The 16,490-nt window shown below is 66.8% G+C and carries 12 protein-coding genes; all 12 read right to left on the bottom strand.

All coding sequences use genetic code 11. From position 1 onward, the window contains the following. Positions 1-75: 75 nt before the first annotated feature. The gene (locus ACOZJV_RS18700) at positions 76-459 is read right to left on the bottom strand and encodes a helicase (protein ID WP_078470445.1); all 384 of its coding nucleotides are present in this window, start codon (positions 457-459) and stop codon (positions 76-78) included. A 138-nt stretch (positions 460-597) separates the two neighbouring features. Continuing rightward, positions 598-1,536 carry a type VI secretion system-associated lipoprotein TagQ gene (tagQ, locus tag ACOZJV_RS18695; RefSeq protein WP_078470444.1) on the bottom strand — a complete coding sequence of 313 codons (939 nt, stop codon included), beginning with the start codon at positions 1,534-1,536 and terminating at the stop codon, positions 598-600. A gap of 83 nt (positions 1,537-1,619) precedes the next feature. Further along, positions 1,620-3,329, bottom strand: coding sequence for a formylglycine-generating enzyme family protein (locus ACOZJV_RS18690; protein ID WP_078470443.1), 1,710 nt, complete (start codon positions 3,327-3,329; stop codon positions 1,620-1,622). Beyond that, positions 3,322-4,524: an ABC transporter permease gene (locus tag ACOZJV_RS18685; RefSeq protein ID WP_421548215.1), complete on the bottom strand. Its 1,203-nt coding sequence runs from the start codon at positions 4,522-4,524 to the stop codon at positions 3,322-3,324. The genes ACOZJV_RS18690 and ACOZJV_RS18685 overlap by 8 nt, the downstream gene beginning before the upstream one ends. Further along, positions 4,524-5,240 carry an ABC transporter ATP-binding protein gene (locus tag ACOZJV_RS18680; protein WP_421548333.1) on the bottom strand — a complete coding sequence of 239 codons (717 nt, stop codon included), beginning with the start codon at positions 5,238-5,240 and terminating at the stop codon, positions 4,524-4,526. The genes ACOZJV_RS18685 and ACOZJV_RS18680 overlap by 1 nt, the downstream gene beginning before the upstream one ends. After that, positions 5,240-8,371 (bottom strand): serine/threonine-protein kinase, encoded by a 3,132-nt coding sequence (locus tag ACOZJV_RS18675; protein WP_421548214.1) that lies wholly within the window; start codon positions 8,369-8,371, stop codon positions 5,240-5,242. Before ACOZJV_RS18675 ends, ACOZJV_RS18680 begins: the two co-directional genes overlap by 1 nt. 2 nt (positions 8,372-8,373) lie before the next feature. After that, the gene (locus tag ACOZJV_RS18670) at positions 8,374-9,108 is read right to left on the bottom strand and encodes a PP2C family protein-serine/threonine phosphatase (RefSeq protein WP_078470440.1); all 735 of its coding nucleotides are present in this window, start codon (positions 9,106-9,108) and stop codon (positions 8,374-8,376) included. Between the two features lies 1 nt (position 9,109). Next, entirely contained in the window at positions 9,110-9,763 is a 654-nt protein-coding gene (gene tagF / locus ACOZJV_RS18665; RefSeq protein WP_421548213.1) for a type VI secretion system-associated protein TagF, read from the bottom strand. Then, positions 9,760-13,263: a type VI secretion system membrane subunit TssM gene (gene tssM / locus ACOZJV_RS18660; RefSeq protein WP_078470438.1), complete on the bottom strand. Its 3,504-nt coding sequence runs from the start codon at positions 13,261-13,263 to the stop codon at positions 9,760-9,762. Before tssM ends, tagF begins: the two co-directional genes overlap by 4 nt. After that, complete coding sequence (locus ACOZJV_RS18655) at positions 13,260-14,585, bottom strand: DotU family type VI secretion system protein (RefSeq protein WP_078470437.1); 1,326 nt, start codon at positions 14,583-14,585, stop codon at positions 13,260-13,262. Before ACOZJV_RS18655 ends, tssM begins: the two co-directional genes overlap by 4 nt. 6 nt (positions 14,586-14,591) lie before the next feature. Beyond that, on the bottom strand, positions 14,592-15,926 hold the full coding sequence (gene tssK, locus ACOZJV_RS18650; protein WP_020294506.1) for a type VI secretion system baseplate subunit TssK: 1,335 nt from the start codon (positions 15,924-15,926) through the stop codon (positions 14,592-14,594). Positions 15,927-15,941: 15 nt separating this feature from the next. After that, positions 15,942-16,451, bottom strand: a complete 510-nt coding sequence (tssJ, locus tag ACOZJV_RS18645; RefSeq protein WP_078470436.1) for a type VI secretion system lipoprotein TssJ — start codon at positions 16,449-16,451, stop codon at positions 15,942-15,944. Positions 16,452-16,490 lie beyond the last annotated feature (39 nt).

Below are 16,490 nucleotides of genomic sequence, written 5' to 3'. Positions count from 1 at the left end.
AAACGCCCCGCACGGCAGCCCGTGCGGGGCGTTTTTTTTGCCTCTGTAGCCGCTACCGCCAGGCTCGGCTACAGGTCAGGCTTTGGGCTTGGGCTTTTTCGGTTTCAGGTATTTGGTCAGGCCCTGGAACCAGATCACCAGCGCGGGGTTGCCCTTGATCTGGATCGATTTGTCCTGGATCCCGGTCATGAAAGCCAGTTGCTTGTTCTTGGCCTGCATCGTCGCGAAGCCGTAGGCGGCGTCTTTGAAGGCGATGGCGAAGGCAGGATCGGGATAGGTGCCGGAACGGCTGGTAATGCGCTGGTTCTTGACGAAGAAGTGACGGGAGACTTTGCCGTCGAGGGTCTGCAACTGGAACACCAGCTCCTTGTCGCCCAGCTGTTGCTGGAAGGCGGCATTGTTACGGCTGGCTTTGCCCATCAACAGGCCAAGCATCCACAGAAGAAAACGAAATTTCATGCACGGCGCCTCGGGTAGTTATTAGATGGCCCGGGCAGTTTAACCGTTCAGTAAAAGAGCGCCAGCGATCTCCGTGATTACCCGGAGATCGACTGGCGTTTAGCACTTATCGCGTCATCTTGTCAGACAATCGCGGACTCAGACGTTAGGGCAAGGCACCGGTGCCCAGTCACCCAGGTCCGGGCTTTTGCACATGCTGTTGACTTGGCTCTGGCCGGTGCTGGCGACCTTCGCGCTTTCGTCCTGCTTGATCTTGGCGTCCCGCAGGGTCTTCTCGGTCGCGACCGCTTCCTGAGGCACCTTTGGCAGGGGTGGCTTCTTGGTCACTTTCGGCGGCTGCTTGATCTTGGTCTTGCCGCTGGTAACCAGCGTCGTGGTATCGGCGGCGACCACAGTGGCCACGTCGGTACGCTGCACGCCCACTTGCTGCAGGTCTGTCTCGTAGGCCTGGGTGTAGTTGTTCAGGTCTTCGCCAGCCTTGCCGTTAACCGCCGTGATCAGGTCGTTGGACTCTTTCAGGCCGGCAACGATTTCCGCCAGACGCTTGCGGCCTTCGGTGTCGTTGATGGTCTTGGCCTTGCGACCCGAGATCAGGTTGTCGAACTCGCGCTGGTAGCAGCTCTGCGAAGCCTTGGCGTACGCGGTGCTGCGGTCGATGTCGGCCGCGCGCTTGTTGACGTCGGTGGCGTAGGAGCCGATGCGCTGGTTGTCATCGCTGATCTGCTTCTGGCGCTCGGTGTAGTAACCCGCAGCACCACCGGCCAGGGCGCCGCCAGCGGCACCGATGGCGGCATTGCGACCGCGCTTGTCCGAGTCGCCGGTCAGGGCGCCCAGCAGTGCACCGCCGGCTGCGCCCAGGGCAGCGCCGGTGACGACCGACTTGGTCATGTCCGAGTCAGTGGCACGCAGGTGCTGTACCGGCTCGTAGCAGCTCGGGTAGTACTCGACCTTGGTCGTCGAAGCGACCTTGGACACCGGTGAAGTGGCACAGCCGGTCAACACGGTGCTGAATCCGGCGGCAACCAACAGCAGGTGACGCTTGGATGTTGAAGCAAATGGTTTGCGGGAAAAAAGCATGTTTGTTTTCTCGTTTAAGTTTGACCAGCTCGGTACGGCGCCATGCCGTCCGAGACCCTCCAAGCTCGCCAGACAGCGTCCGCTCACGGTTTCTGAGCGGTCGATGCGAGCAGTTCTTTCAAAATCGTCGCCGGATCGGCTCGCCGTTGCTGGCGATAATTCCCGACATGACGAACGAATAGGGTTGCGCGCGTCACCAGGCTCTTGCCGAGCACCGGCTTGCGATTCAGTTCTTCCTTGATGCGTTGAAACTGCGCCTGGATCACCGCGTCGGTGTAGCGGGTGCCGGTGGCCAGGTTGTCGATGTAGATCGCCACCGCGCCGTCGAGTGCGCTGCGGCCGTTGTCGATGGCTTCGGCGAACAGCTTGGCGCTGGGCTCGTCCTTGGCGTCGACAGCCTGCTGCTGGCTCTTCTTCAGGTTGGTCAGGCGGATGTTGTAGTTATTGATGGTCTCGGCCACCAGCGCCGAGGACTGGATCAGGTTGCCGGCGGCCTCTTCGCGCTGCTGGGCGATCAGCGAGACATTGCGCTTGAGCTCTTCGTTGACCAGCCCCAATTCGGCCTGCAGGCGCGGGTCGACGCTGGCGGCGATGATGCTGTCCAGGCGCTTGGTGGGGTCCTGGGCGTCATCGATGGCATCGGTCAGGGACGCCAGGCGGCCCTCTTTCTGCCACTGGGCGAACAGCTCCTTGTAGCGCGAGCGCGGCGCCGCCAGGGCCCCCAGGGCCACACGAAAACCGGTGGTCTCGTTGCTCTGCTCGGTGCCATCGGCGGCGAACAGCGGGTATTCGCGGCGCATGCCGGTGAACAGCGTGCCCTCGCCTTCAAGGTAGTTGCCGCCCTTGACCACGAAGCCGCCATAGGTGCCCTGGCGACGCCCGGAGTGCACCAGTTGGAAGGATTCCTGGACCATCTCGGCGGCGTTGCCGATCACGTCGAACATGCCGATAGGGTTGGGCAGCTTGGTGCCGATCGGCATCAGCCGCGCGGCTTGCCCGGTGCCGCCCGCCACCTGGTTGAACACTGCCCAGTCCGCCAGCGGGCCGTCGCTGTCGCTGCCTTCCAGGCGCCGGGGGAACAGGCGTCCCTCCAGGTCCTGACGGCTCACGGCCTGGCCACCACGGGCGGCGTATTCCCACTCGACCTCGGTCGGCAGCCGCACAAAGCCCAGGCCGCCGTCTTCGCTGGCGGTGCCCCGGCCGCTGACCGGCAGCAGGTCACGGTGGTACTTCATCAGCCAGGCGCTGTACACCGCGGCAAAGCGCTCGGCCTCAAAGCGCGAGAGCTTGACCTTGGGCAAGCGCCCCTGCATGCCTTCGGGCGCTTCGCAGGCCGGGGCCGGTTCGCCGCTGGCCAGGGACTGAGCCTGGGCCATGACCTGGGCGTACTGGCGCGCCGTCACTTCGTATTTGCCGATGAAATACAGCATCGGCTTGAGCGGGATCCCGGCCCCGGATTTGGGCAACCCCGAGGCGATGCTCTTGCTCCAGCTCGAAGGCAGGTCCTTGACGGTGAACTGGCCGTTGATGAAGTCGCGGCGGTAGCCGGAAATAAACGACTGCTGATACCCCGCCTCGCCTTCGCTGAAGGGGTAGCCGAGGCTGATCTCGCGGTCGTCGAGGGTGCCCTGGGCCAGCACGTACACGTAACGGAACACCATCTCGCCGTCGCACGGCAGCGGCAGGCTGACGTCGTCCGGCAACGGCTTGGGGTTGTCCAGCTTGTTGACCTCGTCGGCCCACACGGCGCCGGTCAGGGTCAGGGCCAGCGCGGCACTCAGCAACTTATACATCTCGAATTCCTTCACACGCTTCAATGCGCGATACGCGCCAGCCACCCAGGGCTGCCGCCACGGTGCTGACGCCCAGCGTCGCGAACAGGGCCAGCGCGTAGTGCGCCGGTAACAGGTGGCTGGCGTATTCGCCCGGCACCTGCATAAACAAACGGTTCAGGCCGGTTTCGGCCAGGGCGTACAGCAGCCCGCTCAACAGCGCGGCAAACCCGGCGCTGTACAACGCCTGGGCCACCACGAACAGCAACAGCGCGGCGGTGGAGAACCCCAGCAGGCGCAGCACCGACAACTCGCGGCGCTTGCGCGCGACCGCCGCCAGGGCCCCGGCGAAGATCGCCGCAAAGGCCCCCGCCAGGGCCAGCCCGGCTATGACCCAGAAAACGATCGATAGGTTGCGGCTCAGTGACTGCACCTGAGCGATTGTCTGCGCCTGGGTCGACACCAGCAGCCCGCGCTCGGCGAAGTACAGGCGCAGTGGCTCGACGTCATCCAGGCTGCGGGCATACAGGCGAAACCCCGGGTACACCCGCTGCGCCGCGGCGCCCGGGGTTTCGCCGGCCCAGCCCAACGCGGCCACGGCACGGCCATCGCGGTAATCCTCGGCGGCTTCCAGCAGCACCAGCGGCGCAAACAGGGCATCGCGCTGGAATGCTTCCAGGGGCAATATGCCCTGCACCTGCACCCGGGTCCGCTGCGACTCGCTGCGCCCGGCCACCTGCCGGCCAAAGCTGGCCTGAAGCCAATCGCCGGCCCGGACCCCGAGCTTCTCAGCGGCGGTCTGGCTGAGCAGCACGCCGCTCAGGCCCTCGGGCGCCTTGAGGCCGCCGAGCAAGGGATCGGTGGGCGCGCTGGGGATCATTTCCACGGTCAGCCCGGGGCCGCTGGCGGACACCGCCAGATCGGCCGTGGCCGCGATCTGCCGGGTGCGCGGCAAGGCAAAGGCCACGTCCACCCGCTGCCCCAGGCGCTCGATGAATTCGGCACTGAAACGCCCGCCGCCCAGGGGGATGATCTCGCGCACCGCCGGGTCGTTCTGCAGGCGCTCGGTGAGGCTGCTGACCAGGCCGAACTTGAGCCCGAACAGCACCATCAATGGCGCGATCACCGCTACCAGGGCCAGCACCGAACAGGCCGAGAGCCAGGTGTCGGCGCGGTAATCCTGCCAGGCCAGGGACGCCGCCAGGGAGCTGCGCATCAGCAGGCCTCCCCGAGCGTCGCTGTGACCCCGCCATCGGCGTCGCGCTGGCAGGCGATGCGGCGGATTTGCAAGCCGCTGTTGCGCGCCAGGTCTTCGTCATGGGTGGTGATCACGCAGCAGGTGCCCTGGTCCCGGGCCCGGCTCAGCAACAGCTGCATCACCCGCGCCGCATTCAGCGGGTCGAGGGCGGCGGTCGGTTCATCGGCCAGCAGCAACTGCGGGCCGTGGGCCAGGGCCCGGGCGCAACTGACCCGCTGGCGTTGCCCGACGGACAAGGCCGCCGGTCTCTTGTGCAACTGATCGGCAATTTCCAGCTGCTCGGCCAGGCGCCGCACCACACCGTCGTCGGCCAGCCCCAGCAGGCTGCGGGACAACCCGATGTTCGCCCGCACATCGAGAAACCCCAGCAGGCCACCGGTTTGCAGCACATAACCCAGGTGCCGGCTGCGCAGCGCAGCCAGCGGATTCTGCCCCGAGGCGCGCCAGATCGCGGCGATGTCCAGGGCCTCGCGGCCCGGCGCGAACTCGAAACGTGCCGCCCGGTCCGGCGCCAGCACCAGGGCCAGCAGGTCGAGCAAGGTGCTTTTGCCGCAGCCGCTGGGCCCGACCACCGCCAGTTGCTCGCCGGCGTGCAATTGCAGACGCGGGATCACCAGGCTGTAGCGCTGGCTACCCGTTCCACGGCTTTTACGCACATCGCCGAGGTTGAGCATCATGGCAGCGTCGACAACGGAACGCGGTACAAGGCATCGCCCGGCTCGGCATCACCGAAGCGCACCCAGTTGGCCAGGTCGTTGTGGAAGGTTTCGTAGAGGCGGATTTTCGAGTCCAGCTCATCGATGAAATCTTCCTGCTCGGCCACGCTCAGGGACAGCCACAGGTCCTGGGTCATGCTCAGCGATTTGCTGCGATACGGCAGGCCTTCCAGGTACTCACCCAGCACGCCGCCGTCGGCCAGGTTGCCGCCTTTTTTCAGGGCCGCCGGATCGCGACTCATGTAGGCACTGGCGCTGGCAATTTCCTGGAAGAAGTTCTTGGGCGAGGTCTGGGTCTTGCGCGCCGCATCGACGATCAGTTTCAGCGACTGTTGCAGGTCATTGAGCTGCAACTTGGTCAGCATCACGCACACCTGGAACGCCGGCAGCGCCGGGTTGGTCAGATCACGGTCGGCGGTCCAGGCACTGACCAGCTGGGGCGCCTGACTCGCGGACTTGCGGCCGAGGAAGTCCATGTGCATGGCGTAGCCGATGGCCGCCGACTTCTCACTGAGGCTCGGCGCCGCGGCCAGTACCGGCACGGCTTGCGGCTGGTTGCTGCGCACCTGGTGCACCAGGTTGGCGAACACCGAGCCGATCTCGTCGACCCGCTCGCCGAACTTGCGCACATCGCCGCCGGGCACCGGGATGTACAGGTCGCCGATCTGCGGGTTGGCGTCGGCGGTCAGGGTCCGGTACTGGGTCTCGGCGCCGCTGTGGGTTTTCTTGCCGGCGTCGGAGCGCAGGTGCAGGGCGTAGATCTTGATCTGCTTGCCCAGCGCCGCCTGACGCACTTCGGCCTCGTTCATCTGGGTCGCGGCAAACGGGTCGTTCTTGCGCAGGGCCCCGGCGTCGGTCACCAGCAGGATCAGGCGCCCGCCGTAGCCGGACCAGTCCATGCCCTCGACCGCCTGCATCACCCCGGCAAACGCGTCTTCGTTGAACGAATGGCTCGACACCTGGGACGCCTTGACCTGCCCCGCCAGCTCCATGAAGCGCTTGGGGTCGCGCCCCTGATCGAGAGTGATCAGGGTCTTGGAAACGTACTCCAGGCCCGGGGTCTTTTTGGTGCTGTTGCGAAAGCCCACCAGGCCGAAGCTGACGCTGTCCAGCTCGCCGCGTTCGGCAATCCGGGTTTGCAGCTCGTGCACCACATCGCGCACCTGGTCGATATAGGGCTGCATCGACACCGTGGTGTCCACCACCAGCACCACCGCCGTGCGGAAGGCATCGGCCGGCGCTTTTCGGGCGGCGGCCGGCTGCTGGCTGCTGAGCGCAGGCGAGGTACTGCCGGGGTCGATCGAGGCGATGTTGAGCAGCTGCACCGGCTGGCCGTTTTCGTCGAAGCTCTCGCGGGATTCGAAAATCGGCAGCAGGTAGAACTGCTCCTGGGGCACCGCGCTCGCGCCCGGCTCCAGGGCCAGTACCTGCTGCTCGTCAGCCGGGTTTTTCTGCGCCCGCAGCAGCAGGTTTTTCGCCGCAGAAGGGTCGGCCAGCAAGCGTTCCAGCTCGCTGGCCTGGCGCACGAACATCACCGGCGCGCGGCCGGAGCGTTCGGTGAACTTGAGCACCAGGCTCTGCTTCCAGTCGCTGACCTGGCTCTCTGGCAACCAGCCGGCACTGCGCCCGTCGCTGGCGGCGCCGACCCGCAGCCAGGGGCTGCCGTCCACGGTTTTGCGCTGGTAGACATACAGCACGGAAAACGCCGGCAACGCCTTGCCCGGCGCCGCACCCGGGGCCTCGGAAAAACGTGCCTCAGGCTTGCTCAGCACGCGCTGGAACAGGGTCTTCTTGCCCGGCATCAACAGCGGCCGCTGGCCGCCATCGACGTCCGCAACAGGCGTGCCTGGCTGCACCTGGGCCTGCACCTGGGTCTGATTCCGGTTCGCCGGCGGCACGCTGCCTGGGCTCGGACTGCCCGAACTCGGGCTACCTGAGCCCTGGCCGACGGCTGTCGAAGCCTGGGTCTTGCTCACCGGGTCCTTGCTGTCACCGCTCAGCCACCAGTAACCGGCGCCGGCCACGGCCAGGGCGACGGCCACCGCCACCCCCGCCAGGGCCAAACGTGGACCACGGGACTGCGCCGCAGCGGCGCTCCTGGGCGGTGGCGGCGCGGCGCGGGGCGGCTCGGATGGCCGCTCCGGTGGCACCACCGGCGGCGCAGGCTTGGCCGGCGGTGCCTGCTGCGGGATCTCGATCGACACCGGGGTCAGCCCGGCCAGGTCGTTACTGGGCAATGACTCCAGCGGCGGCAGTTGCAGGGGCTGGATCAGCGTCGCCTCGACCTCCTCGACCACCGGCGGCAGGTTGTCCAGGGCGATGAGCAAGGCGGCGGCGTCCGGGTAGCGCTCGTTCGGGTCCTTGGCCAGCAGCTTGCTCAGGATGTGTTGATAGCGGCCGTGGTGCAGGGGCAGCTCCGGCAGCGGCTCGGTCAGGTGGGCCAGGGCCGTGGACAGCGCATCGTTGCCGTTATAGGGCAACTTGCCGACCAGGATTTCATACAGCACCACCCCCAGCGCATAGAGGTCGGCGCGGCCGTCGATCTCCTGGCCCCGGGCCTGTTCCGGGCTCATGTAGCTCGGGGTACCCACGGCAAAGCCGGCCTGGGTGAACTGGGTGCGATCGTCCAGGGACTTGGCGATGCCGAAGTCCGAAAGCACGGCCGTACCGTCGGCGCGAAACAGGATGTTCGCCGGCTTCACATCGCGGTGCACCAGCCCCTGGGCGTGGGCATAGCCCAGGGCCGAGGCGATCTGGCGGATGTAGACCAGGCCCTGCTCCGGGGTCAGGCCGGCGGCGATGCGTTCCTTGAGCGTGCCGTTGGGCAGGTACTCCATGGCCATGTAGTACAGGGCGTCGACATTGCCTATGTCATGGATGGTCACGGTATTGGGGTGCGACAGGCGCGCCAGGGTCCTGCCTTCACGCAGGAAGCGCTCGCAGAAACTCGGGTCGGCCGCCAGCGCCGCAGCCATGACCTTGAGCGCCACCTTGCGCTCCAGGGACCGCTGGGTCGCCAGGTACACCGTGGCCATCGCGCCTTCGCCGATTTCGCCCTGGATGTCGTAGCCGGGAATCAGTAGTTCCATGGTTAGTGTCCTGCGGCCTTGACCACAATGGCGGTGATGTTGTCCGGGGCGCCCCGGGTCAGGCCCAGGTGGATCAGGCTGCGTACCACGTCATGGGGGTCGGTGTGGCACAGCACATCGCGCAATTCGTGGTCTTCGGCGGTCTTGTTCAGGCCGTCGCTGCACAACAGGAAACTGTCGCCGGCCTGCACCTGCAGGTCGACCTGGGACAATTCCAGGTGCGCCTCGACGCCCACCGCGCGGGTCACGATATTGGCCCGCGGGTGAACCCGGGCCTCGGCCTCGCTGAGCAGGCCGCTATCCTGCAGGTCCTGGACGTAGCTGTGATCGCGGGAGATGGCGTCGAGCTGGCCGTCGCGCAGGCGATACAGGCGGCTGTCACCGGCCCACAGGCACACGCCGCGGGCACCGCGCACGGCCAGCAGGACCACGGTGCTGCCCATCATGTTCACCCCACGGTTGGCGGTTTCTTCACGCACGGCGGCATTGACCGCCGCCAAGCCGTTGCGCAGGGCCGCGACGTAAGCCTCGAGGCTGTCGCCGGCCGGAATCCGGCGCAGGCTGTCGACGATCAGGCTGCTGACGTAATCGCCGGCGGCGTGTCCACCCATGCCGTCGGCCACCAGCCAGAGGCCGGTTTCCGGGGCTTCGAGAAAAGCGTCTTCATTGATTTTGCGCACCATGCCCACGTGGCTGTAGCTCGCGGACTGGTAGGACAGTTGAGGCGCTGAGCGCATGTTAGACGGCACCTTCTTGTCCGAGCAGAAACTGCGCGAAATCATTGGCTGGCGGCAAACCCGGGCAACGCAACAGCATCGGGCTGATGCTCTGCGACCCACGGCCCCACCAGAAACTCATGCCCTCGCAAGCCTGGGCCGCGAGCACGGCGCCGCGCTCCCGAGGCTCGCTGACGGCAAATTGCTGCAAACCGGCAAAGCGGCTGCCCGGCACTTTCGGCGCCGCAGCGGGGGCTGGCAGGTCCTGCATCGCCTGCTCCAGTGCTTCGAAACTGGCGTCTTCATCCAGGGTGCCCAACAGCAACTCCTCGACGTGCTCGAACCACAGGTCCGGGCCCACCACCAGGGACGCCAGGTCGCTGTCGTGATCGAGCAGGGCCGCGATGGTCAGGGGGAAATAGCGCCCGACCCGGTCGATGCTCGGCATCACCACCCCAACCGCCGCCTGGGCGCCACACACCCCCGGCGCCAGGGCGAAGCGCCACAGCGGACTGACCAGATAGGCATTGAGCCACTCGCTGCCCAGGGTCTGCTGGCTGGCCAGCAACCCGGCCGCCAGCCAGCTGTCCCAGGGGCCGATAAAGCCCTGGGGCAAGCCGCGACTGACAAAGTCGCCCCGGCTGGCCAATTTGCCGTAGAAGCCCTGGGTCGTCATAGCCGCTCCGGCAGGCTGAAGCCGCTGAGCACACGGCTCTTGAACGGGTTGAAGGCGCTGTTGGCGCGCAACTCGTAGGAGATGCTCGCGCCATCGATGCGCAGCCGCAGGTTGAAGCGGTCCGGCGAATTGCCAGCGGTCAGGTCCGACTGCTCCAGCAGGCGGAACCAGGCCCAGGGGCCGTCCAGGGTGACGCCGGAGCGACCGTTGGCCGACGGCGGCATGATCGACAGCCGCACCACGCCGATGCTGCCCGGGTTCGGCCACTGCATGGCCACCGGCCTGCTCGGGCCGTGGTCATAGCTCAATTGCTGGCCGTCGAGGTCGAGCAGGAACTGGCTGATGCTGGCGTCCATTGCCACCGGCTTGAGTTCGAAACGCACCGCTGGCGAGGTGCCGCCGGAACGGAAGAACGCATCACGAATGCTCGCCGCGCGCTGGAAGGTCTGCAGCACGCCCGGGGCGATCCCGAGCTTCTGCGCCGCGCCCGGCTGCCAGCGCCAGGTGGCCGCGGAGGTGTCGACGTAGGGTTGCAGGTACTTGCGGAAGTAGTTGTCCATCACCCCGCCCACCCCGAAGAACTGGCCGAAGTCATCCAGAGTGGCGTCCCGCGCACTGCCGGGCGACATCGGATAGCGCCCGCTCAGGGACTGGCGATAAACGTTCACCACCTCGCTGACCCAGGCCGCGTTCAACTGGTTGCGCACGCCGCCCATCACCGTATTGGTGGTGGAGGTGACCACCGACTTGACCAGCCCCTGGACCAGCGGCGGCTGGCGCTCGGCGGTCAGGCTGACCCGGTTGGCCGCGGCGCTGGCCTGGTTCTTGGCCTCGCCCAGCAACGCGTCGCCGCTGGCGCCGACCATGGCGCTGACCTGCACATACAGCGCGTTCATGTCTGCCAGCAGGCCGTCGATGGCCGCCGGTTCACCTTCACCCTTGGTCACCAGGCTGTTGAGGTCGGCAAAGTGCGTGCTCACCGGGTCCTCGCTGGCCGCCGCAGGCTGGGTGCCGGCCGCCTGCTCCTGGCCCAGCAGCGAACCCAGGCGTTGCTTGAGCTGGTCGACGCCCCCGTCGACCTTCTGGCCCTGGGCGGCGATCAGGCGTTCTTCCTGCTGCAGATCGGTTTCCTTGGCCACCGCCACCAGCAGCTTTTTCAGCGGCGAGGTCGGCCCGGAGATGATCCGCAGCACGTCGGCGGCCTGGGCCACGCTGGTGATCGGGACAAAATCGATGTCCGCCAGCAAGGCATCCCACTGGCGCAGGTAGTCCTGGAAATACAGGCGACGTACATCCGCCGCCAGGCTGGCGACGTTCTGCTGGTCGGCCTGGTCGCGGCCCAGTACCCACTGCTCTTCCGCCAAGGTGCCGGCCTGATTGAGGCTGGCCAGGAGGAAGCCTTCGCGGTAACCCTTGGCCGTGAACAGGCCGCTCAGGGGTTCGCCCAGGGGCTTGCCGCTCTTGCGAGTGAACACCAGCGCGGCATCGCGCCCGGCGGCGTCGCTGAGACGGAAGTCCGGCACGCTGGCCGGCAGTTTCTGGCGCTTGACCCGGTCATACACGCGCTGGGCCACCGGCAACTGCTGCAACTGACGACGCAGGTCGTCGATCAGGCGCTGGTCCAGGCGCGCATTGGGCGGGTGTTTGTCGAACAGGGCCTTGAGGTGCTCGGTCAGGGCCAGGCGCTGCTCGGCCGGCAAGTCCCGCGGCAGGCTGCGGTCCCAGTCCAGGGCGATCCAGGCCTTGATGAAGTCCGGGTCGTAATGCTCGCCGTCGGCCAGCATCAGGTAGGCCTTGAGGCCTTCGTAGAGGAAGTCCGAATTGCCGCCGCTGTGCAGTTGCTCTTCGATCCGGGTCAGCAGGCGCGGGGCGAAGACGGCGATCAGCAGCTTGCGGTAGACGCTGCCGGACTCGGCTTCCAGCATGTCGCCCTGATACAGGCCCAGGCCTTCGGCCCAGCCTGGCGCATCGTCGGACAGGTGCTTGACCGCATTGAGCAGCGGCAGCACCGCCAGCACATCGCGCTGGGCCGGGCTGAGGTTCTGCACCACCGGGCCCAGCGGCGCCAGGCGCTGGTCAACCTGGGCAATGTAGGCCTGGTTGGCACGGTAGCTGATCCACCACAGGGTGCTGACCACCAGCACCAGGGCCACGGTCGCGGCCAGCACGCCACGGGCGATCCACTTGCGCCGGCGCTCGACCTTGGGGTTGACCCCAACCAGGCCACGCTCGGCAAAGGCCACGGCGGTGAACAGTTTTTCGATGAAATAGCTGCGGCCGGTGCCGGTCTGGCGGGCCAACTGCTGGCGGTCCAGGTTCATGCTCTGGGCCATGCTGCCGATCAGGCGGTCGATGGGGCTGCCTTCCTGGGTGCCGCTGGTGAAATACACCCCGCGCAGCAGGACCCGCTCTTCGAAGGCATTGGGTTTGAACACCCCTTCGAGGAAGCTTTGCAGGCAATCCTTGAGCGCCCCGAACTGCTGCGGGAAGCCGTAGATCAGGTCACGCCGCGCCGGGTCGCGTTCCTGTTGCAGGCGCTCGACCAAACGCTCGTTGAGGCGCTGTTCAAGGCCGGCGAACTCGCTTTGCAGGTGCGCCAGCGGGCTGTCGCCACTCTTGCCGTCGTCCAGCTCGAAGGTCATGCCCCAGACCTGGGCCCGCTCTTCCTTGCTCAGGGAGTCAAAGAACTCCATGAACCCGGGCACCAGGTCGAGCTTGGTCAGCATCAGGTAGATCGGGAAACGCACGCCCAGCTCGGTGTACAGCTCCTGGATCCGCGAACGGATCGCCGCCGCGTGGGCCGCCCGTTCGGCGTCGCTGCCCAGCAGCAGGTCGGACAGGCTGATGGCGACGAAGGCGCCATCGATCGGGCGCCGCGAACGCTGGGTTTTCAGCAGGTTGAGAAAGCCCAGCCAGGCCGCCTTGTCCACCGTGGCGTGGCTGTCCTGGGTGGTGTAGCGCCCGGCGGTATCGAGCAGCACGGCCTGGTCGGTAAACCACCAGTCGCAGTTGCGGGTGCCGCCAACGCCGCGCACGGCACCGGCCCCCAACTGCGCAGCCAGGGGAAAGTGCAGCCCGGAGTTGACCAGCGCGGTGGTCTTGCCCGAGCCCGGCGGGCCGATGATCACGTACCACGGCAGCTCATACAGGTTGCGCCGCTCATCGCCGCCAAGCTTGGCCTTTTTCAACAGGGCCAGGGCTTCGTCCATGCGCTGGCGCAGGCTCGCCAGCTCTTCGGCGGTGGCCACGCTGTCCGGGTCCGGCGGGGTGTCGGCGGCCAGGCTTTGCAAGACCTTGGCCGCATGACGCCGGGCCTGGATGATGCGAAACACCCGGTAGGCGATCCACACCGCGAAGATGAAAATGATCAACCCCCAGCGCCGACCTTCCGGCACCAGGGCTTCGAGCAGCGGCCCGATAAACCAGATGATCAGGCTCAAGGCGATCAGGCCCAGCAGCGGGATCACCCAGCGAATCACAAAACTGAAAAACGCCTTCACTCGACCCCCTCCGCCAACACAGTGATTTCTACCCGACGATTACGCGCACGCCCTTCCGGGGTGGCGTTGGACGCCAATGGCTCGGTGTCGCTGCGGCCCTCGGCGCTGAAGCGCTCCGGTTGCCCGGTCTTGGCCGCCAGGATCTGCAGCACCGACTCGGCACGGGCCTGGGACAGCTTCCAGTTGGACGGAAAGCGCAAAGTGGCGATCGGCCGGTTGTCACTGTGGCCGGTGACCCGCACCTGGCCCTTGACCTTGCGGATGGCGTCGGCGATGCGCAGCATCAGGGGCTGGTAGTCATCGACGATGCCGGCGCTGGCCGAAGCGAACAGTTCGTCGCCACGGATGGTCACGATCGAGCGGTCGACGGCGTCTTCCACCGCCACCCGCCCGGCCTTGATCTCATCGGCAAGGAAGCCCGCCAGGCGCGGACGTTCCACCAGCTTGGGCTGAATCACCGGCCGGTCGATGGCCTGCACCGGGATCTCGCCCAGGGCATGAATATTCTTGAACACCGGCTCGGCATCCGAGGCCAGCTTCATGCGCAGGCCGAACAGCAGCGCCAGCAGCAGCGCCAGGCCGATGGCCACGCCCACCCAGGGCGGCATGAATTGCGCCAGGCGATCACGGGCCACGCTGACCCCACGCCAATGGGGCGACAGCTCGCGCTCGTGTTCGCCACGGGCGCTGCGAATGGTCGCGGCCGTGCGCTCGCGCAGGGCCTCGAGCTGGCTGCGGCCGTCGTTCATTACCCGGTAGCGCCCTTCAAAACCCAGGCACATGCACAGGTACAACAGCTCCAGCAGGTACAGGCGTTCGCGCGGGCTTTGCAGGCAGTGCTCCAGCAACTGGAAGACTTTCTCGCCGCCCCAGGCTTCGTTGTGCACGGTGATCAGCAGGCTCTGCTTGCCCCAGTCGCTGGTGCTGCCCCATGGCGTGCTCAACACCGCTTCATCGAGGGCGGTGCACAGCGCATAACGCGCCAGCAGCACATCGTTGCGCGCCACACCGGCGGCCTCGGCACGCTCCTCGAACTGGCGCAGGTAGGCCAGCAGTTGTGCGCGCAGGCTGGCCGGCGCCGGGTGGGCAATGGTGCTGCGCAACCGGGTCAACAGCGCCAGCAACGGGCCGGCGGCGCTTTCCAGCGGGTTCAGGCCCCGGGCCTGGCCGGTCAGCGGCGGCGCGGCCGGCATGGCCAGGGGCTGGGCCGCAGCGGCGGCCGGCCGGGAGCTGTCCGGGCCACGGCCACCGGGACGCGGCATGAACTGGGTACGGTCGTTGGCGGCAGACGGCTGCCCTGGCGAATCATCGTTGGGATGCATCGCGGTTTATCCTCGGATGGCCCAGAAGGCCAGGTTCAAGCCCGGAAATTCGCCGGCCACGTGGAACGCAAAACCACCGGAATGGATCAGCTGTTTCCAGTGTTCGCTGCCACGGTCGAGTTCGTAATAGGTCGAGCCCGCGTGGTACGGCAGCTGCCGCGGCGCCACCGGCAGCGGCAGCAGGCCGATCCCCGGCAGTTGCAGGTTGACCAGATCGCGGATGTGCTCCACCGAGCCGACCTTGCTCTGCTGGGCGAAGCGCCCGCGCAGGGTTTCCCCCGGCACATCGGCCCGCACCACCAGGATGAAGCTGGCGTTGTCGATCAGGGTCTTGTCCGCCAGCATCGCCACATGCACGCCGTAGGCTTTCTCGACAATCGGAATCGGCGTCGCCTTGCTGTCGATCAGCATCGACAAGGCTTCGCGCAGCGCCTGCATCACCGGGGCGAAGCTCGCCGCCAGTTCGTCGTGCTGGTACTGCGGGTACTCGGCCGGGCGCCGGCCGGCGCTGGAGAAGGTGGCAAATTCGCCGGCCAGGCCTACCAGCTCGCTGTACAAGCGCTCGGGGTGCAGCGGGCTGAGCTGGGCCAGGTGCGCCACCAGCGGCTGGGCGCGGTTGACCAGTTGCAGCAGCATGAAGTCGGCAATTTCCGAGGCACCGCCCGCCCCCGAGGCCACTACTCGCCCGGCCAGGGCTTCGCCACGCTGATGGAGCAGGCCCAGCAGTTCGCTGCGAAACGCGGTCAGCGGTTTCGACGCCGCCACATCCAGCACCGGCGGGATGTAGCTGTCATCGAGGATCAGTGCACGGTCGGCACGCTTTTCCTTGACCCGCACCAGGCCGATGGCGGCGTAGTCGCTCAGGCCGTCCTGCACCGTCAGCAGGCGCAAGGCCCGGGAACCGACGGCCACCGGCGCACGGTTTTCGAACGGCGCGTTGTCATCACGCACCTCGCGCACCTGGCTCAGGTAGCGCGCAGCGCCCAGCTCTTCACCTTCGTCGACGGTGTCGCGAGCGCCGGCGCGCTTGAGCGGCAGGGCCAGGTACACCAGGCCATCGCGCAGGCTGTCGTCAATGCTCAGCGGGCTCGGTGCCAGGTCGTCATGGGGGATATTGAACGGCGTGCCGTCGGGCAACAGGCCGCGCGCCGAGACAATCGCCAGCTTGCCCTGGGCCAGCAGGCCCTGGTCGATCAGCAGCTCGGAGAAGCCCCAGGCACCTGCGGACAACGGCCGGCTACGGGCATCGATTAGGTTTTCCAGGTAACGGTCATGCTGCTGGAAGTGCTGGGTTCCAATGAACATGCCTTCCGACCAGACCACGCGATTGTTCCAGGACATGGTTGCTCCGATTGCCTATTGGGCAGGGCTGGATGGGGACGCCGCGACCACACCGCGAATCGCGCGGGCATCGAGGCTGATCTGATATTCGGTGCGCTGCCTTGGCGGCACATTCATCACCGCGCGCCATTGCGCCCGGTCCACGTCGCGATAGCCCACCAGCAGGCCGATCTGGCGTGTGGCCGGGTCGAGGGTGCGCTCCAGGTTCAACTGGTCACCGGGCTGGATCAGCACTTCGTCCTGATCGATCAGGTCGGCGCCCAGGGTCGCCTGGGCCCGCTCGGCCAGGGCGAAGTAGTCGGAACGGGCGAAGGTCGCCGGATTCTTCAGCTCGAACAGCCGCACCCGCACCGGGGCAGGCACCCCGTCGGGCCCAGGGTTGAGCCCGGGGGAGGCGGAAAAATGCAGTTCGATGGTGGCCGTGGTGAGCGCATCCGGTGCCGCCTCGGCGGGGGCTGCTGCCTCATCCTTGGCACATGCCGCAAGCAGCAGCATGGCGACCAATGTCAGAAATCGTTGAATCATCCTGCGTCCTCAATGACGTATCAGCTGTCCGTGAATCCG

Source organism: Pseudomonas sp. QD4 (assembly GCF_049199125.1).
In the GTDB taxonomy this organism is placed as follows: domain Bacteria; phylum Pseudomonadota; class Gammaproteobacteria; order Pseudomonadales; family Pseudomonadaceae; genus Aquipseudomonas.
This window is presented reverse-complemented; position numbering and strand designations above follow the sequence as displayed.

Coding starts and splice junctions, on each gene's coding strand:
- ACOZJV_RS18700 (WP_078470445.1), bottom strand. CDS start 459: ATGAAATTTCGTTTTCTTCTGTGGATGCTTGGCCTGTTGATGGGCAAA.
- tagQ (WP_078470444.1), bottom strand. CDS start 1,536: ATGCTTTTTTCCCGCAAACCATTTGCTTCAACATCCAAGCGTCACCTG.
- ACOZJV_RS18690 (WP_078470443.1), bottom strand. CDS start 3,329: ATGTATAAGTTGCTGAGTGCCGCGCTGGCCCTGACCCTGACCGGCGCC.
- ACOZJV_RS18685 (WP_421548215.1), bottom strand. CDS start 4,524: ATGCGCAGCTCCCTGGCGGCGTCCCTGGCCTGGCAGGATTACCGCGCC.
- ACOZJV_RS18680 (WP_421548333.1), bottom strand. CDS start 5,240: ATGCTCAACCTCGGCGATGTGCGTAAAAGCCGTGGAACGGGTAGCCAG.
- ACOZJV_RS18675 (WP_421548214.1), bottom strand. CDS start 8,371: ATGGAACTACTGATTCCCGGCTACGACATCCAGGGCGAAATCGGCGAA.
- ACOZJV_RS18670 (WP_078470440.1), bottom strand. CDS start 9,108: ATGCGCTCAGCGCCTCAACTGTCCTACCAGTCCGCGAGCTACAGCCAC.
- tagF (WP_421548213.1), bottom strand. CDS start 9,763: ATGACGACCCAGGGCTTCTACGGCAAATTGGCCAGCCGGGGCGACTTT.
- ACOZJV_RS18655 (WP_078470437.1), bottom strand. CDS start 14,585: ATGCATCCCAACGATGATTCGCCAGGGCAGCCGTCTGCCGCCAACGAC.
- tssK (WP_020294506.1), bottom strand. CDS start 15,926: ATGTCCTGGAACAATCGCGTGGTCTGGTCGGAAGGCATGTTCATTGGA.
- tssJ (WP_078470436.1), bottom strand. CDS start 16,451: ATGATTCAACGATTTCTGACATTGGTCGCCATGCTGCTGCTTGCGGCA.